Genomic DNA, 23,248 nt, shown 5'->3' on the forward strand with positions numbered 1-23,248 from the left:
ACCGAGGTGCCGGGGAGCTGTGGAGCAAGCCGCACCTGAAACCGACCGGAGCACCGTTGGGCGCCGCACCGTCACGTACCGAGACCACCACCCCCGCTGACCACACCCCCGAAGTGCAGGCCAGCCCCGAACAGGTCCGCGACGAGCTGCTGGCACGCGCAGCCGCGACCGCGCCGGAGATCGGCGACCTCATCCGGCTGTACTACCGGCACGCGCCCGCGGAGGAGGTCACCGACGACGAGCCTGCCGTGCTCGCCGGGACCGTCCGCTCGCACTACGAACTCGCCGCCGCCCGGGTGCCGGGCCGGCCCGCGATCCGGGTGCTCAACCCCAGCGCCGGGGCCGATGGCTGGAGCTGCCCGGCGACCGTGGTGCAGATCGTCACCGACGACATGCCCTACCTGGTCGACTCGGTGGCCGCCGAGCTGTCCCGCGGTGGCGTGCAGGCCCAGCGGGTGGTGCACCCCATCGTCGTGGTGCGCCGGGACGTCGCGGGCGGGCTGCACCAGGTGCTCACCGACGCCGATCCGGCCAACCCGCCCGCCGAGGCGCTGGCCGAGTCCTGGATGTACCTGGAAGTCGACCTCATCACCGACCCGGACCGGGCCCGTGAGCTGGAACAGCGGCTGCTCTCGGTGCTCAACGACGTCCGCGAGGTCGTCGAGGACACCGACAAGATGAGCGGCACCGCCATCCAGCTCGCCGAGGAGCTGAGCAGCACCCCGCCGCCGCTGCCGGGCACCGAGGTCGCCGACGGCGCCGCGTTGCTGCGCTGGCTGGCCGACGGCCACTTCACCTTCCTCGGCTACCGGCACTACGAGCTGGTCAGGGACACCCCGGACGGCGACCCGGCGCTGCGTGCGGTGCTCGCCTCCGGCCTCGGCGTGCTGCGCCAGGACAGCCTGGCCGCGCGCAGCCTGACCGCGGGGCCCGACTCCGCGGCGCAGGCGCTGGCACCCGAGCTGCTGGTGCTCACCCAGGCATCCGCGCCCTCCACCGTGCACCGCTCGGTCTACCCGTACTACGTGGGTGTGAAGACCTTCGGCGCGGACGGCCAGGTCACCGGTGAGCACCGCTTCCTCGGCGTGCTGACCACCATCGCGTTGCACGACAACGTGCTGGAGATCCCGGTCATCGAGAACCGGGTGCGCGAGGTCATCCGGCGCGCCGGGTTCCCGCTGGAGTCCTACTCCGGGCAGCGGATGCTGGAGGAGATCCAGAACTACCCGCGCACCGAGCTGTTCTCCATCGACACCGACGCGCTCTACGACACCGTCACCAAGGTGCTGGCGCTGGCCGAACGCCGCAAGCTGCGGCTGTTCCTGCGCCGGGATCCGTACCGCCGCTTCTACTCCTGCCTGGTCTACCTGCCGCGCGACCGCTACACCACGACCTCGCGGCTGGCCATGCAGGAGGTGCTGCTCGCCGAGCTGTCCGGCACCTCGCTGGAGTACAGCGCGCGGGTGGGCGAGTCCCAGCTGGCCAGGGTGCACTTCATGGTGCACACCGACCCGGCGGTGGACTCGGTGCCGGACACCACCCGGATCCAGCAGCAGCTCACCGACGCGGTGCGCAGCTGGGACGACCTGATGGTGGACGCGGTGCTGGCCGAGCGGCAGGCCCAGTTCGAGGCCACCGGCGCGGTGACGCTGGCGGGCTCGGAGTCGGTCAACGAGCTGGGACAGCGGTACTCGCTGGCCTTCCCGGAGGCATACAAGGAGGACTTCTCCGCCGAGGAGGGACTGGCCGACCTGCGCAGGCTGCAGGGCCTGCTGGACCAGGACGGGCAGTCCGCGCTCTCCTTCTACGTGCCGGAGCACGCCGAGCCGGGCGAGCGCCGGTTCAAGCTGTACCTGTGCGGGCGCAGGGTCACCCTCTCCCAGGTGCTGCCGATGCTGCAGCGGATGGGCGTGGAGGTCGTCGACGAGCGGCCGTATGAGATCCGCCGCGAGGACGGCGCCCAGTGCTGGATCTTCGACTTCGGCCTGCGGCTGGAGACCGCGGTGCTGGAGCGGATCGGCACCGAGGACCTGGTCACCGTGCGCACCCGCTTCCAGGAGGCATTCGCCGCCGCCTGGCGCGGAGAGGCCGAGGTGGACGGCTTCAACCAGCTGGTGCTGCGCGCCGGACTGACCTGGCGGCAGGCCGCGCTGCTGCGCGCCTACGCCAAGTACCTGCGTCAGGCCCGCACCCCCTACAGCCAGGACTACATCGAGGACGCCTTCCTGGCGCACACCGAGGTGGCCACCGCGCTGGTCCGGCTGTTCGAGGCCCGGTTCGACCCCGCGGTCTCCGAGGAGACCAGGAAGGTGCAGACGGACAACCTGCACGCCGAACTGGCCGCCCGGATCGACGAGGTCACCAGCCTGGACGCGGACCGCATCCTGCGCAGCTACCTCACGTTGATCAACGCCACCCTGCGCACCAACTACTTCTGGCGGGACGCCGAGGGCCAGCCGCGCTCCTACGTGGCCTTCAAGCTGGAGCCCAGGTCCATCCCCGACCTGCCGGAGCCGCGGCCGCGGTTCGAGATCTTCGTGTACTCGCCGCGGATCGAGGGCGTGCACCTGCGCTTCGGCCCGGTGGCCCGCGGTGGTCTGCGCTGGTCCGACCGGCGGGAGGACTTCCGCACCGAGATCCTGGGCCTGGTCAAGGCGCAGGCGGTGAAGAACGCGGTGATCGTGCCGGTCGGCGCCAAGGGCGGCTTCGTGGTCAAGCAGCCGCCCAAGCCCACCGGGGACGCCGGGCTGGACCGTGAGGCGTTCTGGGCCGAGGGCATCGCCTGCTACCGGATGTTCATCTCCGGCCTGCTCGACCTGACCGACAACCTGCAGGCAGGCCCGGACGGCAGCGCCGTGATCCCGGCCGACCAGGTGGTCCGGCACGACGGCGACGACACCTACCTGGTGGTCGCCGCGGACAAGGGCACCGCGACCTTCTCCGACATCGCCAACGGCGTGGCCAAGGACTACGGCTTCTGGCTCGGCGACGCCTTCGCCTCCGGCGGCTCGGTGGGCTATGACCACAAGGCCATGGGCATCACCGCCCGCGGCGCCTGGGAGAGCGTGAAGCGGTACTTCCGCGAGCTGGGTCTGGACACCCAGACCGAGGAGTTCACCGTGGTCGGTGTCGGCGACATGTCCGGCGACGTCTTCGGCAACGGCATGCTGCTCTCCGAGCACATCCGGCTGGTGGCCGCCTTCGACCACCGGCACATCTTCCTGGACCCGAACCCGGACGCGGCCGTCGGTTTCGCCGAGCGTGGCAGGCTGTTCGCGCTGCCCCGTTCCTCCTGGGACGACTACGACCGGGCCAAGATCAGCGAGGGCGGCGGGGTCTTCCCGCGCAGCGCCAAGTCGATCCCGGTCTCCCCGCAGGTGGCCGCGGCGCTGGGCCTGCCCGCGGGCATCGCCAAGCTGTCCCCGGCCGAGCTGATGAAGGCCATCCTGCTCGCGCAGGTCGACCTGCTGTGGAACGGCGGCATCGGCACCTACGTCAAGGCCTCCACCGAATCGCACGCCGAGGTCGGCGACAAGGCCAACGACGCGCTGCGGGTGGACGGCAGGGCGCTGCGGGTCAAGGTGGTCGGCGAGGGCGGCAACCTGGGCCTGACCCAGCTCGGCCGGATCGAGTTCGCCAGGGCAGGCGGCAAGGTCAACACCGACGCGCTGGACAACTCCGCCGGCGTGGACTGCTCCGACCACGAGGTCAACATCAAGATCCTGCTGGACCGGCTGGTCGCCGACGGCAGGCTGGACGGCGCGCAGCGGGATGAGCTGCTGGCCGAGATGACCGACGAGGTCGCCGAGCTGGTGCTGGCGGACAACTACCGGCAGAACGCGGTGCTCGGCATCAGCCGCGCGCACGCCGCGCCGATGCTGTCCGTGCACGCCAGGCTGGTCGCCGACCTGGAGAAGCGCACCGGTCTGGACCGCGCGCTGGAGGCGCTGCCCACCCGCGAGCAGTTCAAGGCGCTGGAGTCCAGCGGCCAGGGGCTGACCTCGCCGGAACTGGCCACGCTGATGGCGCACGTCAAGCTCGCGCTCAAGGACGAGGTGCTGGCCAGCGACCTGCCCGAGTCCGGCGCGTTCGCCAGGCGGCTGCCCGAGTACTTCCCGTCCGCGCTGCGGGAGCGTTTCGGCGAGGCAATTCCCCGCCACCCGCTGCACCGGGAGATCACGACCACGCTGCTGGTCAACGAGGTCGTGGACGGCGGCGGGGTGTCCTTCGCCTTCCGGCTGACCGAGGAACTCAACGCCAGCGCCACCGACGCGGTGCGCGCCTTCGCCATCGTGACCAAGGTCTTCGACCTGCCCTCGCTGTGGCGGGCCATCGACGAGCTGGACAACGTGGTGCCCACCGCGGTGGCCGACTCGATGATCCTGGAGGCCAGGCGGCTGCTGGACCGGGCCAGCCGCTGGCTGCTGTCCAACCGGCCGCAGCCACTGGCGGTGGGCGCGGAGATCGCCCGCTTCCAGGACCTGCTCGGCGAGGTCGGCCCGGACACCGTCGACCTGCTGCACGGCCGGGAACGCGAACAGGTGGTCGAGCACGCCGAACAGCTGGTCGCCGACGGCGTGCCGGTGGAGCTGGCCAGGCGGATCGCCTCGCTGCTGCACACCTACTGCCTGCTCGATGTCACCGAGGTGGCCGAACTGGCCGAGCGGGACAACGTGGCGGGCGAGCACAGCCAGCGGGAGGCCGCCGAGCTGTACTTCGCGATGTCCGAGCACCTGGACGTGGACCGGATGCTCACCTCGGTGAGCGCGCTGGAACGCGGCAACCGCTGGCACGCGCTGGCCAGGCTGGCACTGCGGGACGACCTCTACGCCTCGCTGCGGGAGATCACCCTGGACGTGCTGCGCACCAGCGACGTGGACGACAGCGTCGAGGTGAAGATCGAGAAGTGGGAGCAGGCCAACGTCTCCAGGCTGACCCGCGCCCGCGCCGCGCTGCAGGAGATCAAGGAGGTCGGCAAGCTGGATCTGCCGACGCTGTCGGTGGTGGCTCGCCGGGTGCGCAGTATCGTCCGCTGATGCCCGTCTACATCACGCAGGTGCGGCCGCGCTGGGCCGACATGGACGTGTTCCACCATGTCAACCACGCCGCCGTGGTCACCCTGCTGGAGGAGGCCCGAGCCGGGCTGCTGTTCGTGCAGGCAGCGCGGCTCGGGTTCGCCGAGTTGTCCAACGGCCTGGTGCTCTCCCGGCTGGAGGTCGACTACAAGGGCCAGCTGCGCTACACCGGCGGCGAGGTCTACGCGGAGGTGAGCATCGAGAACCTGCGGCACGCCAGCTTCGTGGTGCGGCACACTCTGCACACGGGCGCGAATGCGGAGGACCCGGTCGCGGTGACGGCGCGGACCACGCTGGTCCCCTTCGACGTGTCCGCACAACGACCACGACGATTGAGTGGAGCCGAGCGGGAGTTCCTCGCCGGTTACCAGGTGGGGGAGAGTGTTGGCTGAGTTGCACGTGCCCGATCCGGTGGAGCGGGACGATCTCGGCGCGTTCGTGGCCAGGGCGGTACGGCTGGACCAGCAGGTGGCGGTGCGGCTGAAGGAACGCGAGGGCGGGCTGCTGGACGCCTGGGCGAGCACCCCGTTCGACGTGCTGGCCACCAGGTCCGTCCAGGGCGCTATCCAGCCCTCGGACGTCACGGTGACCGGCAACGAGCTGCTCACCGCGCTGGCCGTGGTCGGCGGCGAACGGGTCGATCCGGGGCCGCCGAGGGACATGCTGTGGCGCTCCGCGCTGCCGCCGGCCATCGGCTGGCTGCACGTGGACCTGCTGCCGGTCGCGGTGATCAGCGAGCTGGCCGACCGGGGGGTGGAGCTGGCCAAGGAGAACACCGGCCCGACCGGCACCCCGCCCGCCTCGCTGCTGGACCAGACCGTGCTGACGGTCTCCGGCAGCGGGCTGGACGTGAAGGTGCCGCTGCGGGCGCTGTTCGCCTTGTCCGGCATGGGTTTCCTCAGCGGTGGCCCGGCCGACGACGTGGTGAAGGTGACCGCGACGGACGCCTGGATGCGCATCGACGCCCGCTTCGGCGCGGTGGTCCGGCGCAGGCACGCCCTGCTGCCGCTGCTGGTCTGAGGTCTCAGGCGGCGGGGGCCACCGGCTCCCGCCGCTTCTCCTTGCGTGGCAACGCGAGCAGCCCCAGGCCGGCCAGCACCAGCAGCGCGCCCAGCACGCCGCCGCCGGTGAACGGCTCGCCCAGCACCAGCTCGCCCAGCAGCGCGGCCACCACCGGCTCGGCCAGGTTGAGCGTGGCCACGTTGGCCGCGGGCAGCACCCGCAGGCCGGCGCCGAAGAGCAGGTAGGCCAGCACGGTCGGCACCAGCACCAGGTAGCCGATCACGCCCAGCCCGGACAGCCAGGCCGGGTCGCCGCCGTCCAGTCCACCGGGGAAACGCCACAGCAGCACCGGCAGCAGCGCGAGTCCGCCTGCGGCGAAGAGCAGGCCCATCGTCCCGTCCGAGCGCTGCCCTGCGGAGATCATCTTTGCCGCGCAGACGGTGTAGATCGCGTAGCCCAGTCCGGCGGCCAGCGCGAGCACCGCGCCCAGCACCGCGTCCGAGCCACTGCCGCCGGTGCCGGGACTGGAGAGCACCAGGGTGCCGACCCCGGCCACGGCGAGCCCGGTGGCGGCCAGCCAGGTGCCGCCGGGCCGTTGCCCGGTGACCAGCCACTGCACCAGTCCGGTCCACACGGGGCAGGAGCCGAGTGCGGTGATGGTGCCGACCGCGACCCCGGCCATGGACACCCCGGAGAAGAATCCGACCTGGTAGACGGCCACGCCGACGGCGCCGATGAGCACCAGTGGCCAGGACGCCCTCGGCACGTTCCGGAACGCGCCACGCAGCGCGGCCAGGCCGAGCAGGACCGCCCCGGCCAGCACCACCCTGGCCGAGCCGACGGTCAGCGGGTCCAGGCCGGTGGGGCCGAGGGCCTGGGCGGTGCCGGTGGTGCCGAACAGCACCGCGGCGGCCAGTACCAGCAGGGCAGCGCGTCCAGTGTTCATCGCCGCCGATCCTGCGGCACCCGGCCGACCTGAGTCGACCGGGTTTCCCACCAACTCAGACGAGCCAGGCCGCGGTGTCCGGCGGCAGGTGTTCGCCTTCAAGGGGACCGCTGGTCAGCAGCACCTCGCCGGGCGGCAGCGGGACCAGCGCGCCGGAGGTGTTGAGCGCGCAGATCAGCCCGCCGGGCTTGCGGCGGAAGGCGAAGCAGCCGGCAGGCGCGCCGTACCACTCGACCTCGTCGCCACGCAGCGCTTCGTGGCTCTTGCGCAGCTCCAGGGCCTGCCGGTACAGCGAGAGCATCGAGGCGGGGTCCTCCAGCTGGGCCTCCACGGTCAGCGCGGCCCACTCCGGCGGCATCGGCAGCCAGGTGTTGTCGCCGGGGGAGAAGCCGAACGGCGGGTTCTCGCCCTCCCATGGCATCGGCACCCGGCAGCCGTCCCGGCCCCGTTCGGTGTGCCCGGAGCGTTCCCAGGACGGGTCCTGCAGCGCCCAGTCCGGCAGCTCCACGTTGGGCAGGCCGAGTTCCTCGCCGTTGTAGAGGTAGACCACGCCGGGCAGGGCCAGTTCGACCAGGGTCATCGCCCTGGCCCGCTTGACGCCCAGTTCGCCGCCGCCGTAGCGGGTGACGTGCCGGACGACGTCGTGGTTGGACAGCGTCCAGGTGGGCAGCGCGCCCACCTCGCGCACCGCGGCCAGCGAGTGGTCGATGGCGCCGCGGATGCCGTCGGCGTCGAAGTCGGTCTCCACCAGGCGGAAGTTGAAGCCCAGGTGCAGCTCGTCCGGGCGGACGTAGCGGGACATCCGCTCGTCGTCCTGCACCCAGATCTCACCGACGGCCATCCGGCCCGGGTACTCGTCCATCACCTTGCGGATCATGCGGTGGATGTCGTGCACGCCGTCGTTGTCGAAGCGCGGATCGCGGTTGTTGTCGAAGAGCAGGTGCGGGCCGGGCATGTCCTCGGGGTTCATGTCCGGCAGCCCGGCGGGCTTGACCATGCCGTGCGCGACGTCGATGCGGAACCCGTCCACCCCGCGGTCCAGCCAGAACCGCAGGGTCTGCTCAAGGTCGGCCCAGACCTCGGGGTGCTGCCAGTTCAGGTCGGGCTGTTCGGGGGCGAACAGGTGCAGGTACCACTGGCCGTCGTCGACCCTGGTCCAGGCCGGTCCGCCGAAGATGCTCGGCCAGTTGTTCGGCGGCTCCGCGCCGTCGGGGCCGCGGCCCTCGCGGAAGATGTAGCGCTCCCGCTCCGGGCTGCCCTGCCCGGCCACCAGCGCGGCCTGGAACCAGTCGTGCTGGTCGCTGCTGTGGTTGGGCACCAGGTCGACGGTGACCTTGATGTTCTGCGCGTGCGCGTCGGCGATGAGCCGGTCGAAGGCGGCGAGGTCACCGAAGAGCGGGTCCACATCGCGCGCGTCGGCCACGTCGTAGCCGTGATCGGCCATGGGGGAGCGGTAGAACGGGGTCAGCCAGAGCGCGTCGACACCGAGCAGTTCGAGGTAGCCGAGCCGGGACCGGATGCCCTCCAGATCACCCACTCCGTCGCCGTCGGAGTCGGCGAAGGACCGGACGTAGACCTGGTAGAAGACGGAGTCCCGCCACCAGGGAGGCGCCGCGGCAGGATCAACACTGCCCCCGGCGATGTCGGGGTCCACCTCGGGCGATCGTCGCACGATGGTTCATCCTGCCACCCGGGTCCGACATTCAAGGGCGGGTTGGGTGATCCGTGAGTTTCCCGACTTTCGCGGTCTGGATCACACCCAGGAGTTGACCAAGCTGTTAGCGGCCATCTCCATGTAGGCCCACAGCTGGTCACGGCGTTCCGGCGCCAGTCCGGCCTCGTCGACGGCGACCCGCATGCAGCGCAGCCAGGCGTCCCGTTCGATCGGCCCGATGGTGAACGGCACGTGCCGCATCCGCAGCCGAGGGTGCCCGCGCTGGTCGGAGTAGGTGTGCGGGCCGCCCCAGTACTGCATCAGGAACAGCCGCAGCCGCTCCTCGGCCGGGCCGAGGTCCTGCTCCGGGTACATCGGCCGCAGCACCTCGTCCTTGGCCACCTCGGCGTAGAAGCGCCCCACGATGCGGTGGAAGGTGTCCTCGCCGCCGACGAGGTCGTAGAAGGTCTCCGGAGTGCCCATGACTGCCATTCTCCCCGTTGCCTCAGGTCTTGGGTTTCTCCGGGGCAGGCGGCGCCTCGGGTCCGTTGGGCCGCCCGTTCGGGTAAGGCGGTTCGATGCCAGCCTCGTCGTAGGCGGCCATGATCTTGGCCCGCAGCGCCCGCTGCACCGCCCACTGGCGGCCGGGGCGGACCTTGACCGTCATCCGCAGGGTCACCGTGTCCGCGGTGACCTTCTCCACGCCGAGCACCTCCGGCGGCTCCAGCACGTCCTCCAGCAGCGGCGTCCTGGTCGCCGCGTCGGTGACCACCTCGGCCATCAGCTCGGTGGCCCTGGCCGCGTCCACGTTGTGCGCCACCGGGAAGTCGACCACCGCGACCGCGAAGCCCTGGCTGGAGTTGCCCACCCGCAGCACCTCGCCGTTGCGCACGTACCAGACCGTGCCGTTGACATCCCGCAGCGTGGTGACCCGCAGGCCAACCGTCTCGATGGTGCCGGTGGCCGGGCCGAGGTCGACCACGTCGCCGACGCCGTACTGGTCCTCCAGCATCATGAAGATGCCGGACAGGAAGTCCTTGATCAGGTTCTGCGCGCCGAAACCGATGGCCACGCCCAGCACGCCGGCCGAGGCGATGATCGGCGTGATGTCGATGGTCAGCGTTTCCAGGATCATCAGGAACGCGATGCCGAAGACCAGCAGCGAGGTGATCGACTTCAGCAGCGAGCCGATGGTCTTGGCCCGCTGCGCCCGCCGCTCGGACAGCAACGGCCCGGCCGCCGCCTTGATCGCCTCCGGCGCCCGCTCCTTGAGCGGCCGCAGCAGCACCGGCACCCGGCCGGCCCCGGAGTTCGAGGTCAGCTTGTCGATCATCCGCCGGAGCAGGTAGCGCAGCAGGAACGCGCCGACCATGATCAGGATGATCTTGATCGGCTTGGTGATGATCCACGGGTTGTTCGCTAGCCACTCAGCCGAGCTGAGCAGCCATTCCTGTGATTCACGCACGGACGGCTGGGCGGTCATGTCACTAACTTGGGTGACAACGTTCGGCACGGTGCCATGTTACGGAGCGGTCTCAGCGACCGGCGACCGAGGCAGCCATCTCGGTGAGTTTCTGGGCCAGTGTGCGCTTGTCCGCCGGGGCCACGATGACCCACTGACTACCGTCCGGACCTCGCATCTTCTGCCCGAGGTAGCGCCCGTCGACGTTGTCGATGAATGTGAGCGGGCTCTCGGCACGCTTGCGCGAGCCAAGCCGGTCGCGGGCAGCCACGAACAGCTGACCGCCCCCGGTGCGCGGCTTGTCCATGATCTCCTTGAGCCGCTGCGGGCTGGCCCCGCCGCTGTTGCGCGAGGACATCATGAACCCGCCCTCGTCCTCGGCCGGCCGGGAGTGCCGCCCGCCGCCCCGGCCGCCGCCGTCCCCGCCACCGAAGGTCTCGGCCGGGAAGTTGAAGGACTGCCCGCGCGCGGCAGGCTTGTCCGGCAGCGCCGAGACCAGCGCGTCGACCAGCCCGGTCGGCCGCACCGGGGTCAGCACCAGCTTCTCCTCGAGGATCTCGGCCAGCACCGCGTCGTCCCCGGAGGCGGCGGCGAGCGCGGCCCGCTGCTCGCCACCACCGGGCACGCTGTACCAGCCGTAGAACTCCCGCTGCGGCCGTTCGAGCATGTGGAAGGTGTCCACCAGGTCGGGGTGGGCCCGCCCGCCACGGGCCAGGCCCAGCCCCTCCAGCTCCTGCCAGGCTCGCCGTTGCACGTCAAGCCGGTCCTGGTAGGTCTCCCCGTAGGAGGGGATGCCCAGGGTCGGGTGCTTGTCCTGCAGGTTCTCGCTCTCCCACACCACGTCGTAGGCGGGCAGCGAGATGGTGACTCTGGCTCTCAGCACGGCTTCTTCCTAGTTCAGCGTCAGCGGTACCCGGGCGGCGTCTCACCGATGACCGGCGGTGCGACCAGCGTGTTGTCGCCCCAGATGTCATCGGACTCGACCAGGTAGCTGGGCCGCTTGTGTTCCTTGTCCTCATCGCCCTTGGCCCCGGCGCCGCCCATGCCGCCACCGGCACCCATGCCGCCCCGGCCACCGGCCCCGCCGGCGGCGCCACCGCGCCCACCACCGGGCCCGTGCCCGTCGGCACCGACACCACCGGACCCGCCAGGCCCGAACCCGGTCCCACTGGGACCGAACCCGCCACCCCGCGGCCCGAACCCACCGGCACCGCCGCCACCACCACGGCCACCACCACTACCGCCACCGGGCATCCCCGGCATCCGCGGCGGCGTACCACCGCCACCACCAGGCCCACGCCCAGGTCCCTGACCGGGCCCCTGCCCAGGCGGCCAGCCGCCAATGGGCGGCGGCATCGGCGGGTTCGGCGGACCAGGAGGCGGGGTCGGACCGGGCGGCGGGGTGAACGGCGGCAGCTTCGGCGGCTCCACCGGCGGCTTGTTCCAGCTCGGGTCGAGCTGGTCGTTGCCACCGGGCGGACGCCCGTCCGAACCGGGCGGCAGGTTCGGCATGCTCGGCGGCGTGCCCCTGCCGTTGCGATCCCCACCACCGACGCGCCCGACATCGCCGCTCGGGTCCCGCTTGCCGGGGTCGACCTCTTTCGGGTCGCCCGTGCTCGTCTCCGGGGTCACCGGAGGCGGCGGGATGAACTGCGGCATGTTGGTGGTGTTGGTCTCGCTCTGCGTCTTGTACTCCAGCAGCGCCTGCTGGTTCGCGTTGGTCTTCTCGCCCTGGACCCGCTTGGCCTCGTCGTAGTCGGTCTCCCACCAGGCGGCACCGTTCAACCACGGCTCCGAACCCGGGTCGGGGGGCAGCTCGACCTTGTCCTTGACGGTCCGGAAGTCCCCACTCTGGGAAGCGACCTTGTAGGCCGTGTCGGTGCACACGGTCTTGGCGGCGCCGGCCCAGGCCGCCAGCGGCGAGGCCACGAGCTGCGCCTGGTCGGCTGCCTGGCCTTCCCAGGCCACCTTGCCGTCGGCCAGTGCCTTCTCGACCATGTCCCGGACGGTCAGGTAGCGGTCGCCGAGCTTCTGCCAGGCTTCGTAGTTCGGGTCCGTGGTGGCCTCGGCGCCCTTGGCGTCCTTGTGGAAGAACTCGTAGATCGTCTTCCCGTCGAAGGCATTGGGACGGGGCATGCATGAGGGATCCGGAGCCATGACTAGCTACCCCCCTTGATAGTCGAGATCACCATTTCCGCGACCTTGTCCGCCAGACCGCACGCGTTCTTGTACTCGGCCGCCGCCTTGTCGCTGATCTGCACCCCGACGCTGATTGTCACGGCGTCACTCACAGCGGTGTATCCGAAGCAGTCACCTTGGCCGAAGGGGACTCCGCTGTTGGCGTGCACCGAGGGATAGCCGGCAACCGTGGCCGCCTCGAAGGCCGCGTAGGTGCTCTTCTTCTCGTAGAGAGCGTTGAGACCCGCGTCGGCCTTGGTGCTCAGTGCAACGCTGAACAGGCCGCTCAGGCTGGTGTTCGGGTTCTGCGCGGTAGTCCAGGAACATTCCTTGCCGAGCACGCTGTCGCCCTCTTTGCCCGGTTTGCTGACCCGGACCGTGCCGACCTGTGCTGCGGTGAGTAGTTCGCAGGGCTTGGGCGCGTACTGCGCCGCTTTGTCCAACTTGGGTTGGGTGATCGGCGGCGCGAGACCGGCCGAGCTGGTGCTGGTCGCGGCGGCGCTGCTCGGCGGCTGCGCGCTGGTGCTCGGTGTGTTCGAGCCACCAGAGCATCCTGCGACCAGGGCCAGGGCGGCAACAACGAGCGTGCTGAGGGCGACGCGGTTCACTGGGTCTTGCCTCCGAGTTGGCGGTTCATGTCCTCGGCGTCCGCATAGCCCTTCATGATCGCGTTGAGGTTGGCGACCATGGCTTCCAGAGCCTCGCGGTACTTCTTGTTGGCAGTGGCGTGGCAGCCGTCACCGGTGACCGCGCGATCGTTGATCTTCTCGGCCGCGACCGCACTGTAAGGATCACGGCCAGGTCCAGCAGTCAGTCTCAGACGCTCGGCCTCTTGGTTGATCTTCTTGAGTTCTTCGATCGCCAGCTCAAGGCCGGTGATGGCCTTCTGCGCGTGCGCCTTGTCGACCTTGAACTTGCCGCCAGTCTTCGCGGCCGAGTAGTCGGTCGCGTAATGCTGGTTCAGCCTCGCCTGCTCTGGCGAGATATCCGCATCCGGATCCCGTGGCGGCATGTCACACCCTCCCAGTTACTGCGCTCGATGCCGTCTCGCATCGTATCGTTCGACGCCGACATCGCAGGGCGGGTTCCCACAGGTTCCCCACCCTCGTTTGTGGACTGTGCCCCGGGTTGGACACAGTCCGTCAACGCTGGTGACGCAGTGAGATGGCGATCATGACGCGGGAGTGGAGTGGGTCACGCTCCGGAGCGGTTGTCGCCGAAGGTCAGGCCCGTCGCGTTGGCCAGGAAGGACAGTGTGTCGGCGGTCAGGGTGATGGTGCGGGAGATCGAGCGGGTGCTGTGGCCCACGTCGGTCTCGCGGCGGAACAGGATCGGGTGGGTGGCCGTCTCGCCGGCGGTGGCCGCTTGCAGCGCCGCGCACATCTTGCGGGCGTGGCAGGGGTCGACCCTGGAGTCGGACTCGAAGACGGTGAACAGGACCGCGGGGTAGGCCACGCCGGGTTTGACGTGGTGGTACGGGGAGTAGGCGAGCAGCCAGGCCAGTTCGTCGGGGTCGGCGGCGGTGCCGTACTCGTCCTTCCAGATCCGGCCGATCAGGAATTCCTCGTAGCGGATCATGTCCAGCAGGGGGGCCGAGCAGACCACGGCGCGGTACAGCTCGGGGCGCTGGGTGATCGCCGCGCCCATCAGCAGGCCGCCGTTGGAGCCGCCCTGGATGGCCAGTTGCGGGCTGGTGGTCCAGCCCTGGTTGATGAGGTGTTCGGCGGCGGCGTGGAAGTCGTCGAAGGTGTTCTGCTTGTTCGCGCGCATGCCGCCCTGGTGCCAGGACTCGCCCTCCTCGCCGCCGCCGCGCAGGGAGGCCAGCGCGTACACGCCGCCCGCCTCGACCCAGGCCAGGGCGGAGGCGCTGTAGGAGGGGGAGTAGCTGATCGAGAAGCCGCCGTAGCCGCCGAGCAGGGTGGGGCGGGGCTGGTCGGGTTCGGCGCTGGGGGAGAGCACGAACATGTGCACGGTGGTGCCGTCGGCTGAGGTGTAGGCGAGTTGCCGGGTGTGCACCGCGGGCACCTCGACCGCGCCTGGAGCCGCCTCCAGCAGTTCGGTGACGCCGGTGGAGCGGACGTGCCGGTGCACGCTGGGCGGGGTGACGAAGTCGGTCCAGCCGATCCACAGCGTGTCCTGGTCCGTCCTGGTCAGACTGTCCACAGTGGAGAGTCCGTTGACGGATCCGGTGCCGGGCAACGGGATCTGGGTCAGGTGGCTGCCGTCGGACGGGTCGTGCAGGTGGATCTCGGAGACCGCGTGCCGGCTGCGCAGCACCGCGAGCGTGCCGTCCAGCCAGCGGGCGGTCTCCAGCACCGAACCCGGGTCCTCGGCGATCAGTTCCCGCCAGTGCTGCCGTCCCGGCTCGGTCGGATCGGCAACGCACAGCCGCCAGCGCGGGGCGTCCAGCGTGGTCAGCAGGTACAGCCTGCCGTCGCGTTCGACCCAGGCGGTGCAGTAGGCGCTGTCCACCTCGTCCACGATCTGGCGCAGCTTGCCGTCGCCCGCCAGGTCGGCGATCCACACCGACTCCTTGGGCGCGGTGCCCGGGGTCGCGTCGACCACCAGCCAGCGGCCGTCGGCGGAGAGCCGCACGCCGTAGTAGTTGGTCTTGTCCAGGCCCTCGCCGTGCATCAGCTCGTCGGTGGCCGGGTCCGCGCCCAGCCGGTGCCGCCACACCCGCCGGTGGAACAGCTCCTCGCCCGCTGGCACCTCGCCGGGTGCCAGGCGGCGGACGTAGAACAGCTCCTGGCCGCCGGGCAGCCAGGCGATGGGGGAGTTGCGGGCGCGGTCGATCGGGCCGTCCAGCAGCGCGCCGGTGGCCACGTCGACCACGTGCAGCTGGGACTCCTCGTCGCCGCCGCTGGAGAGCAGGTAGGCGAGTTTGTCGCCTTCCAGACTGGGCACCCAGTAGTCCAGGGTGGTCAGGCCGGAGGGGTCCAGCGTGGCCACGTCGATCAGGGCGCGCTCGTCGCCGCCTGCGTCGCGGACGTGCAGCACCGAGTGCTCCTGGCCGGGCAGGCGGCGGGTGAAGAAGGCACGGCCGTTGCGCCAGAAGGGGGCGGACACCGAACCGGACTGCAGCAGGGTGCCGATCCGGCCTGCCACCGCCTCGCGGCCGGGGAGTTCGGACAGCAGTGGGGCGACGAGGGCGTCCTGGGCGGCCGACCACTCCTGGGTGCGCGTGTCGGCGGCGTCTTCCAGCCAGCGATAGGGGTCCGGCACCCGATGTCCGTGCAGCTCGTCGACCAGGTCGAGGCGCTCGGCGGGCGGGTAGGAGCGGGGGGCGGACGAGTGCTGGCTCACGATCGGAACCCTACCGATGCGTGCTTGTCACTCCACTGGTTAGCCGCTCGTTCACCGTAGATTCGGGCGAGCCTGCCCGACACGTTACAGATCACAGGTGCGCGAACAGCGCATTATGTGGTCGACTACGTGTGATCCGGTGGAGGTGGTCGCGTGCCCGACCGACAACCGACTCCCATCGGCATAGCCGGTGGGCAGACGCCGCGGGTCCGTTCGTCCTCGAACGGTATCCCGCCGGCCTTGGCCGCGTGCGTTCCTGTACCTGCGCAGGAACGGGCGGCCCCTAGCGAGACGACCCCTGGATGGGGCCGACGCCGTGTGTTGTTGCTGAATGCCACCTTCGAGCCGCTGACGGCTCTCCCGGTGCGCCGAGCGATCGTACTTCTTGTCTGCGGCAAAGCGGAAATCGTCCATGGAGACTCCGCTGGCCTGCAGGTTCACTCCGCCAGTGAGGTCGTGGCGGTCCCGTCGGTGATCCGGTTGAGCACGTTTGTCCGGGTTCCCTACCGTGGCCGGATCCCGCTGACCCGCGCCGCGCTGATGCACCGCGACCGGTTCCGCTGCGCGTACTGCGCCGCACGGGCCGAGACCATCGACCACGTGGTGCCGCGCAGCAAGGGCGGTCAGCACACCTGGGAGAACACGGTCGCCTGCTGCGCCCGCTGCAACCACCGCAAGGCCGACAAGCTGCTCAGTGAGCTGGGCTGGCGGCTACGGGTGGTGCCGCGCACCCCGCGTGGGCAGCACTGGCGGTTGCTGGCCGGTGTGCCCGACGCGGACCCGCAGTGGCTGCCCTACCTCGGGGAGCCCGCGGCCTGATCAGGCCGCCAGGGCTGCCTGGGCGCTGATCCGCACCCCGTCCCGAGCACTGATGCGGACTCCGGCGTGTCCGGAGATCCGCACGCCGTGCTGCCCGCTGATCCGCACGCCCTCGCGCGCCGAGATCCGCACACCCCGGTCGGCCCCGCTGATCCGGACCCCGCGCTCGGCGGCGCTGATCCGCACCCCGGCCTGGCCGCTGATGCGCACGCCGTCCTGTGCCGAGATCCGCACGCCGTCCCGCGCGCTGATCCGGACGCCTGCTTCGCCGCTGATGCGCACGCCGTCGCGGGCGGAGATCCGCACGCCGTCCTGGGCGGAGATGCGCACGCCACGCTGACCGCTGATGCGGACACCCGCCTGACCGCTGATCCGGACCCCGGCGTCACTGCTGATCCGCACGCCCGCCTCGCCACTGATCCGCACCCCGCGGTCGGCGCCGCTGATCCGCACGCCCGCCTGGCCGCTGATCCGCACCCCTGACTCGCCGCTGATCCGCACTCCGGCCCGGCCGCTGATCCGGACGCCGTCGCTGGCGGAGATCCGCACCCCGCGATCGACTCCGCTGATACGCACTCCGTCACGCACCGTGTCCATCGAGCTGATCCGGACACCCTGGCGCGAGCTGATTCGCACCCCTGCGTAACCGGAGGCGCAAACGTCATCAACGGCGCTGATGCGTACCCCGGTGGCTCCGCTTGGCCGGAAGCCATCAAAGTTGCTGATGCGCACGCCTGCATTGCGGATGAGTGACCGCTTCCCCGAAAGGGTGTGGTCGTTGCTCTGTTCGAGAGTCTTGATATCCGACATGTTGGCGTCTCCCATCGGTGGGATGCTGCTCTGCGTGGAAGAGTCTGCGTGCACAAGACCCGGATAGGTGAAAAGTAGAAGCCCGGCCCGCCGCAGACAAGCCGCCAAAGCGGCCGCCATTTGCCGCTGTTCGGATCGGGGCCGATCGGCCCAGTGGGCTCGGCCGGACGAGTGGCATCCGGGCATCGGGGAGGTGCCGGTCACACTTCCGGGTTACCTTCCGCGGCCTCCGGCCGAAACCTGGCGAATCCCCCCGAACGGCGGCACGGGGACCACTGCCAGCGGGGCAGGCACCCACCATCTAGAGTTGCCGCCGTGACCGTCCTGGAGACCATCCTCGTCTTCGCGGGGATCCCGTTGGCGTTGTACCTCGGGATCACCCTGCTGACGATGTGGCCTGACTCCAGCCGGGGCCAGCGCTACCGGCCCGGCCAGGAGTGGCCCCACGAGCCAGTGTGGTGGAGTGCCAACCCCGCAGGCCTGACCACCTCCGCCGCTCCCGCGGCGCACGACAACGAGGCGGCCGCGGCCGCCGGTACCGCTCGGGGAGGTGCCCGTGGCAACTGGTGAACTCGCGCCCCGCGTCGATCCCAAGGATCTGGCCTTCGGTGAGGTGCTGATGCCGCACGGCCGGGTGTCCTCGGCCCGGCACGTCAGCGACTCCGGCCCGAAGCTGCCGTTCAGCCCGGTCCAGCTGGCCACCCTGGACGAGGCGCTGACCCTGTCCAGCCGCAGCTCCGGCCTGGACTTCAGCATCTACCTCGGCGACCTGGGCGAGGACATCCACGCCCGCGCCCAAGAGCTGCACGCCAGCCTCGGCGCCAAGGCCGGCAACGCGGTGCTGGTCGCGGTCTCGCCTGGCCAGCGTGTGGTGGAGATCGTCACCGGCGCCGAGTCCGGGCGTCGGCTGGCCGACCGCGGCTGCAAGCTCGCGGTGATGAGCATGGTCGCCTCCTTCAAGGAGGGCGACCTGGCCGGTGGACTCATCAGCGGCCTGCGCATGCTGGCCGACCAGGCCGGTCCCAAGCACTGACCGACTGAACTCACAAAGCGGCGGCGTCCCCCTCGGGCTGAGGGGAACGCCGCCGCTTTCGTTGTCAGATCAGGACCGGTCGAACTCGCGGGCGGCCAGTGCCCGGACGATCCCGGCCCGGCCCTCGTTCACCAGCCGCAGCAGGGCAGGCGGGTGGGTGTCCGAGGCGATCCAGGCATCCGCGGCGGTGACCGTGGCCTGCTCCACCGCCCAGGACGGGAACAGGCCGACCACCACCGGCATGGCCCGGTCGCTGCCCCGGCGCTGCCACACCTCGGAGACCTCGGCGAAGTAGCGGCCGGTGTACCCGGCGAGCAGCTCCTTCTGACCGGGGTGGGAGAAGCCGTTGATCAGCGACTCGTTGGTGGAGTTGGACAGCTCGTCGTCGTGCACGGCCCGCCGCCAGGTCTCCGCCTTGTTCTCCTCGGTCGGGATCAGCGCGGTGGCCAGCTCGGCCTGCCGCTGCCCGGTGGCGGTGGCGTCGCGGGCCAGCTCGGCCGCGACGTCGGTCTCGTCCGCACGGGCGTGCGCCACCAGGGCTCGCAGCACCCGCCAGCGCAGGTCCGCGTCCACGACCAGGCCCTCGAGCACGTTGGTGCCGTCGTACCAGCCCTGCAGCACGGCCAGCTCGGTCTCGCCGAGCACCGAGGAGGTCAGCGCGTTGGCGAAGGCGAGCTGGTGGTCCGAACCCGGCGCCGCGGTGGTGGCCAGGTCCAGGATGCGGGTGGAGAAGCGGGACCAGCCCTCCGGCCGCCAGGCCGGGTCGGCGTAGGAGGACAGCGCGGTCTGGGCCTGGGCCAGCAGCCGCTGCACCACGCCCACCTCGGTCTCGGCGTGCACGCCGCCGAGCACCAGGGTGACGAAGTCGCGGGCCTTCAGCTCGGCCTCGCGGGTCATCTCCCAGGCCGCCGACCAGCACAGCGTGCGCGGCAGCGGCTCGGCGATGTGCGCGATCCGGTCGATCAGGGTGACCAGCGAGTCCGGGTCCAGCCGCATGGTGCAGTAGGTCAGGTCGTCGTCGTTGACCAGCACCAGCTTGCCGCGGTGCACGCCGACCAGCTCTGGCACGTCGGTGCGCTCGCCGTCCACGTCGACCTCGACCCGGTGCACCCTGACCAGCCCGCCGTCGGCGTCATCGGCGTAGATGCCGATGGCCAGCCGGTGCGTGCGCAGCTCGCCGGCGCCGGGCCGGGCGCCGCCCTGCAGCACCGCGAACTCGGTGAACCTGCCGTCGGCGTCCACCGCGAAGCGGGCCCGCAGCGAGTTCAGGCCGGTGGTCTGCAGCCACTGCGCGCTCCACCAGGACAGGTCCCGGCCGGATGCCTGCTCCAGCGCGACCAGCAGGTCGGCCAGGGTGGCGTTGTCCCAGGCGTGCTTGTCGAAGTAGACCCGCAGCCCGGCCAGGAAGTTGTCCAGCCCCACGTAGGCCACCAGCTGCTTGAGCACGCTGGCGCCCTTGGCGTAGGTGATGCCGTCGAAGTTGACCTCCACGGCCTCCAGGTCGGGCATCTCGCAGGCGACCGGGTGGGTGGAGGGCAGCTGGTCCTGGCGGTAGGCCCAGGACTTCTCGATGTTGGCGAAGGAGGTCCAGGCGTGCTTGTACTCGGTGGCCGAGGCCTGCGCGAGCACCGAGGCCCAGGTGGCGAAGGACTCGTTCAGCCACAGGTCGTCCCACCAGCGCATGGTGACCAGGTCGCCGAACCACATGTGCGCCATCTCGTGCAGCAGCGTCTCGCAGCGGCGCTCGTAGTCGTAGCGGGTGACCCTGGAGCGGAAGATGTACTCCTCGCGGAAGGTCACGCAGCCCGCGTTCTCCATCGCGCCCGCGTTGAACTCCGGCACGAAGCACTGGTCGTACTTGCCGAAGGGGTAGCGCACCCCGAAGGCGTTGTTGAAGAACTCGAAGCCCTGCTTGGTCTCGGTGAACAGCCGCTCGCTGTCGGCGAACTCGGCCAGCGAGGCGCGCACGTACAGGCCCAGCGGGATATCGCCCTCGCTGTCGGTGTACACATCGCGCCACTCCGCGTACGGACCGGCGACCAGCGCGACCAGGTAGGTCGACATCGGTTTGGTGGTCTCGAAGACGTGCTTTACGCCGCCCTCTGCCTTCTCCGTGGACTCGGTGGCGCTGTTGGAGAGCACCTTCCAGTCGGCGGGTGCCAGCACGGTGAGCTGGTAGACCGACTTCAGGTCCGGCTGGTCGAAGCAGGCGAACATGCGCTTGGCGTCCGCGGTCTCGAACTGGGTGTAGAGGTACACCCCGTCGTCCACCGGGTCGACGAAGCGGTGCACGCCCTCGCCGGTGTTCATGAACCGGCAGTCCGCCTCGATGACCAGCTCGTTGCGCTCGGCCAGGCCGGGCAGGACGATCCCGTCCTCCTCGCGGAAGGCGGAGACGTCCAGCTCGACGCCGTTGAGCACGGCCCTGCGCACCCCGGCCGCGACCAGGTCGACGAAGGTCTGGGCGCCGGTCTCACGGCTGGCGAAACGGACCGTGCTGGTCGAGCGGAAAGTGTTCTCGCCCGGCCCGCCGGAGCCGTCGGTGAGGTCCAGCTCGATCGCGTAGGACTCCACCTCCAGCAGCGCGGCACGCTGCTGTGCCTGCTCGACCGTGAGGTTCGGTGCGGCCACGGGTCACCTCGTGTTCTTGCTCTTGGGGATGCACGACGTCAGGCATCAAACCACGAACGTCGAAACGGTTTCCCGACTCCGGGAAGAGTTCGCCCTCGCGCGGGGTTGGTAGCAGGCAGGACGTGCCGCTGATGGCTCGTCAACAGTCATAAACCGAAAGAGGCGTCATGAGCGGTGAGACCCCCCGCGTCGACTTCTACTTCGACCCGATCTGCCCGTGGGCGTGGATCAGCTCGCGGTGGATCCTGGAGGTCGAGCAGGTCCGCGACATCGACTTGCACTTCCGGGTGATGAGCCTGTCCGTGCTGAACTCCGGGCGGGACGTGCCGGAGCAGTACCGGGAGCTGCTGGACAAGGGCTGGTGGCCGGTCCGGGTGGCCATCGCCGCGGCCAAGGCGCACGGCCAGGACATCCTCCGCCCGCTCTACACCGCGCTGGGCACCCGGATCCACAACGAGGGGCGCGGCGCCGACCTGGAAGGCGTGATCAAGGAATCGCTGGCCGAGCTGGGCCTGCCTGCCGAGCTGGCCGAGGCGGCCACCTCGACCGAGTACGACGAGGAGCTGACCGCCAGCCACCACGCGGGCATGGACCCGGTCGGCATGGATGTGGGCACGCCCACCATCCACGTGGACGGGGTGGCCTTCTTCGGCCCGGTGCTCTCCAAGATCCCGCGTGGCGAGGACGCCGGCAAGATCTTCGACGGCGCCCGGCTGCTGGCCGGCTACCCGCACTTCTTCGAGCTGAAGCGCACCCGCACGGAGGACCCGGACTTCTCCTGAACCCGGGCACGGATCGCCCGCCGGTGACGCCGGCGGGCGGTCTCGCGGTCCCTTGTGGACACCACCGGGGTTCGCTACGCGAACACCCAGCACAACCCATGACACCCTGATCCCATGGCGAACGAACTCATCGAGGTGGTCAACCCGGCCACCGAACAGGTCATCGGCTCGGTCAAGGCCAACACCGCCGCCGAGGTGGACACCGCGGTCCGGGCGGCGCACGCGGCCTTCCCCGGCTGGGCGGCCACCCCGCTGGCCGAACGGGCCGCGATCGGCCGCCGGATCGCCGAGGGCGTCGCGGCCCGGCGGGACGAGCTGGCCGAGCTGATCACCGCCGAGATGGGGTCGCCGATCAGCTTCTCCACCAGGGTGCAGGCCAGCCTGCCGGTGGCGGTGGCCAGCGGGATCGTGGACCTGGTCGACGGCGGCTACGACTTCAGCGAGGAGATCGGCAACTCGCTGGTGCTGCGCGAGCCGATCGGCGTGGTTGGCGCGATCACCCCGTGGAACTACCCGCTGCACCAGGTGGTGGCCAAGGTGGTGCCCGCGCTGGTGGCTGGCTGCACCGTGGTGCTCAAGCCCAGTGAGGTGACTCCGCTCACCGCCGAGGCCTTCGCCGAGATCGTGCGCGCGGCCGGGGTGCCCGAGGGCGTCTTCCACCTGGTGCACGGGTTCGGGCCGACCGTCGGCGAGGCGATCGTCTCGCACCCGCTGGTGGACATGATCTCCTTCACCGGCTCCACCGCGGCAGGCCGCCGGATCTCCGCGGTGGGCGCGGAGACGGTGAAGCGGGTCTCGCTGGAGCTGGGCGGCAAGTCCGCCAACATCATCCTGGACGACGCCGACCTGGCAGCCGCGGCCAAGCAGGCCATCGCGCACTGCTTCATCAACAGCGGGCAGACCTGCACCGCGCGCACCAGGGTGCTCATCCCCGCTCAGCTGCACGACGAATTCGTGAGCCTGCTCACCGACGTCGCGGCCAAGTACACCCCCGGCGACCCCACGGATCCGGCCACCAGGGTCGGCCCGATGGTCACCAAGGCGCAGCAAGAGCGGGTCAAGAGCTACATCCAGCAGGGCATCGACGAGGGCGCCACGCTGGCCATCGGCGGCGCGGACACCCCGGCGGAGACCCCGGTCGGCTACTACGTCCGGCCGACCGTGTTCGCCAACGTGCGCAACGACATGGTCATCGCCCAGGAGGAGATCTTCGGGCCGGTGCTGGCCGTGCTGCCCTACGCCGACGAGGACGAGGCGGTGGCCATCGCCAACGACTCCATCTACGGCCTCTCCGGCTCGGTCTACTCCGCCGACGCCGACCGCGCGCTGGCCGTCGCCAGGCGGATGCGCACCGGCCAGGTGGACATCAACGGCGGCGCGTTCAACCCGGTCGCGCCCTTCGGCGGCTACAAGCAGTCCGGCAACGGGCGGGAGATGGGCCTGCACGGGCTGGAGGAGTTCACCGAGCTGAAAGCCATTCAGCGTTAACCAGGTCACTCCGCCCGCCGTGTCACACTCGTAGGTGACCGGATGGGGCTGCCGTCCCATCC

Annotated in this window: 19 protein-coding genes; 8 read left to right on the forward strand and 11 right to left on the reverse strand. The window is 70.5% G+C overall.

The genetic code is table 11. The features are described 5' to 3' along the window. Window positions 1–113 precede the first annotated feature (113 nt). The 3 genes from HNR67_RS11880 to HNR67_RS11890 are packed head-to-tail and all read left to right on the forward strand — an operon-like array spanning window position 114 to window position 6,095. On the forward strand, window positions 114–5,036 hold the full coding sequence (locus tag HNR67_RS11880) for an NAD-glutamate dehydrogenase (protein ID WP_312989563.1): 4,923 nt from the start codon (window positions 114–116) through the stop codon (window positions 5,034–5,036). Next, window positions 5,036–5,467 carry an acyl-CoA thioesterase gene (locus HNR67_RS11885; RefSeq protein WP_185002092.1) on the forward strand — a complete coding sequence of 144 codons (432 nt, stop codon included), beginning with the start codon at window positions 5,036–5,038 and terminating at the stop codon, window positions 5,465–5,467. The genes HNR67_RS11880 and HNR67_RS11885 overlap by 1 nt, the downstream gene beginning before the upstream one ends. After that, entirely contained in the window at window positions 5,460–6,095 is a 636-nt protein-coding gene (locus HNR67_RS11890) for a hypothetical protein (RefSeq protein WP_185002093.1), read from the forward strand. Before HNR67_RS11885 ends, HNR67_RS11890 begins: the two co-directional genes overlap by 8 nt. A gap of 4 nt (window positions 6,096–6,099) precedes the next feature. On the opposite strand, the gene HNR67_RS11895 is transcribed toward HNR67_RS11890, so the two are convergent. The 9 genes from HNR67_RS11895 to HNR67_RS11935 form a co-directional block, all read right to left on the reverse strand. Beyond that, window positions 6,100–7,023, reverse strand: a complete 924-nt coding sequence (locus tag HNR67_RS11895) for a DMT family transporter (protein ID WP_185002094.1) — start codon at window positions 7,021–7,023, stop codon at window positions 6,100–6,102. Between the two features lie 55 nt (window positions 7,024–7,078). After that, window positions 7,079–8,677, reverse strand: a complete 1,599-nt coding sequence (locus HNR67_RS11900; protein WP_407645174.1) for a glycoside hydrolase family 13 protein — start codon at window positions 8,675–8,677, stop codon at window positions 7,079–7,081. A 99-nt stretch (window positions 8,678–8,776) separates the two neighbouring features. Next, window positions 8,777–9,160: a globin gene (locus HNR67_RS11905; RefSeq protein WP_185002095.1), complete on the reverse strand. Its 384-nt coding sequence runs from the start codon at window positions 9,158–9,160 to the stop codon at window positions 8,777–8,779. Window positions 9,161–9,182: 22 nt separating this feature from the next. Further along, window positions 9,183–10,160, reverse strand: a complete 978-nt coding sequence (locus HNR67_RS11910) for a mechanosensitive ion channel family protein (RefSeq protein ID WP_185002096.1) — start codon at window positions 10,158–10,160, stop codon at window positions 9,183–9,185. Window positions 10,161–10,212: 52 nt separating this feature from the next. Beyond that, entirely contained in the window at window positions 10,213–11,022 is an 810-nt protein-coding gene (locus tag HNR67_RS11915) for an ESX secretion-associated protein EspG (protein ID WP_185002097.1), read from the reverse strand. Window positions 11,023–11,042: 20 nt separating this feature from the next. Beyond that, window positions 11,043–12,275, reverse strand: a complete 1,233-nt coding sequence (locus HNR67_RS11920) for a hypothetical protein (protein WP_185002098.1) — start codon at window positions 12,273–12,275, stop codon at window positions 11,043–11,045. Window positions 12,276–12,298: 23 nt separating this feature from the next. Beyond that, window positions 12,299–12,925: a DUF3558 family protein gene (locus HNR67_RS11925; protein WP_185002099.1), complete on the reverse strand. Its 627-nt coding sequence runs from the start codon at window positions 12,923–12,925 to the stop codon at window positions 12,299–12,301. Beyond that, on the reverse strand, window positions 12,922–13,329 hold the full coding sequence (locus tag HNR67_RS11930; protein ID WP_185002100.1) for a hypothetical protein: 408 nt from the start codon (window positions 13,327–13,329) through the stop codon (window positions 12,922–12,924). The genes HNR67_RS11925 and HNR67_RS11930 overlap by 4 nt, the downstream gene beginning before the upstream one ends. Before the next feature lie 182 nt (window positions 13,330–13,511). Next, on the reverse strand, window positions 13,512–15,623 hold the full coding sequence (locus tag HNR67_RS11935; protein ID WP_185002101.1) for a prolyl oligopeptidase family serine peptidase: 2,112 nt from the start codon (window positions 15,621–15,623) through the stop codon (window positions 13,512–13,514). Window positions 15,624–15,776: 153 nt separating this feature from the next. On the opposite strand from HNR67_RS11935, the gene HNR67_RS11940 reads away from it, so the two are divergent. After that, window positions 15,777–16,442, forward strand: coding sequence for an HNH endonuclease (locus HNR67_RS11940; protein ID WP_407645126.1), 666 nt, complete (start codon window positions 15,777–15,779; stop codon window positions 16,440–16,442). On the opposite strand, the gene HNR67_RS11945 is transcribed toward HNR67_RS11940, so the two are convergent. Beyond that, window positions 16,443–17,018: a DUF2345 domain-containing protein gene (locus tag HNR67_RS11945; RefSeq protein WP_312987041.1), complete on the reverse strand. Its 576-nt coding sequence runs from the start codon at window positions 17,016–17,018 to the stop codon at window positions 16,443–16,445. Between the two features lie 549 nt (window positions 17,019–17,567). Here HNR67_RS11945 and ctaJ point away from each other — a divergent pair. Both ctaJ and HNR67_RS11955 read left to right on the forward strand, forming a co-directional pair. Continuing rightward, window positions 17,568–17,822: an aa3-type cytochrome oxidase subunit CtaJ gene (ctaJ, locus tag HNR67_RS11950; protein ID WP_185002102.1), complete on the forward strand. Its 255-nt coding sequence runs from the start codon at window positions 17,568–17,570 to the stop codon at window positions 17,820–17,822. Next, on the forward strand, window positions 17,809–18,285 hold the full coding sequence (locus HNR67_RS11955; protein ID WP_185002103.1) for a DUF5130 family protein: 477 nt from the start codon (window positions 17,809–17,811) through the stop codon (window positions 18,283–18,285). Before ctaJ ends, HNR67_RS11955 begins: the two co-directional genes overlap by 14 nt. Before the next feature lie 69 nt (window positions 18,286–18,354). On the opposite strand, the gene pepN is transcribed toward HNR67_RS11955, so the two are convergent. Continuing rightward, window positions 18,355–20,916: an aminopeptidase N gene (pepN, locus tag HNR67_RS11960; RefSeq protein ID WP_185002104.1), complete on the reverse strand. Its 2,562-nt coding sequence runs from the start codon at window positions 20,914–20,916 to the stop codon at window positions 18,355–18,357. Between the two features lie 167 nt (window positions 20,917–21,083). On the opposite strand from pepN, the gene HNR67_RS11965 reads away from it, so the two are divergent. Next, window positions 21,084–21,698: a mycothiol-dependent nitroreductase Rv2466c family protein gene (locus tag HNR67_RS11965; protein ID WP_185002105.1), complete on the forward strand. Its 615-nt coding sequence runs from the start codon at window positions 21,084–21,086 to the stop codon at window positions 21,696–21,698. Window positions 21,699–21,812: 114 nt separating this feature from the next. Further along, window positions 21,813–23,186, forward strand: a complete 1,374-nt coding sequence (locus tag HNR67_RS11970) for an aldehyde dehydrogenase family protein (protein WP_185002106.1) — start codon at window positions 21,813–21,815, stop codon at window positions 23,184–23,186. The last annotated feature ends 62 nt before the right edge of the window (window positions 23,187–23,248 follow it).

The organism is Crossiella cryophila, from assembly GCF_014204915.1.
In the GTDB taxonomy this organism is placed as follows: domain Bacteria; phylum Actinomycetota; class Actinomycetes; order Mycobacteriales; family Pseudonocardiaceae; genus Crossiella; species Crossiella cryophila.